The sequence below is a fragment of the Bradyrhizobium sp. CCBAU 11386 genome (genome assembly GCF_028128955.1).
Classification (GTDB): Bacteria; Pseudomonadota; Alphaproteobacteria; order Rhizobiales; family Xanthobacteraceae; genus Bradyrhizobium.
The window spans coordinates 1-311 of the sequence record NZ_LBKA01000053.1; the positions used below are offsets into that span (position 1 = coordinate 1).

1 pseudogene is annotated in these 311 nt (G+C 62.7%); it reads left to right on the forward strand.

Annotation, left to right across the window (positions count from 1 at the left end):
- Positions 1 to 123 precede the first annotated feature (123 nt).
- A pseudogene (locus tag XI09_RS08325) lies at positions 124 to 311 on the forward strand (IS66 family transposase); the annotation flags it as partial.

Genomic DNA, 311 nt, shown 5'->3' on the forward strand with positions numbered 1-311 from the left:
CGATCGACTGGCGCAACCCGCAACACAGCTGGCGGCCGCAGAGCGCAGGATAGGTTGCGCAATAGTCCCGTGAGATTGCAAAAAGCGCGCGCCAAATCGCGGCTTTTGTGATTCCATCAGTGCATGGGTCACGGTCCCGAGAAGCTGCCGGAAGACATTGAGGCGCTGCAGGCGGCGTTGCTGGCGACGCGCGCCGAACTCGCCAGCGTTCGCGCCCAGCAGTCTGACGACCAGGCGCTGATCGCTCACCTGAAGCTGCAGATCGAAAAGCTGAACCGTGATCGTTATGGCCCTCGCTCGGAGCGTACCGC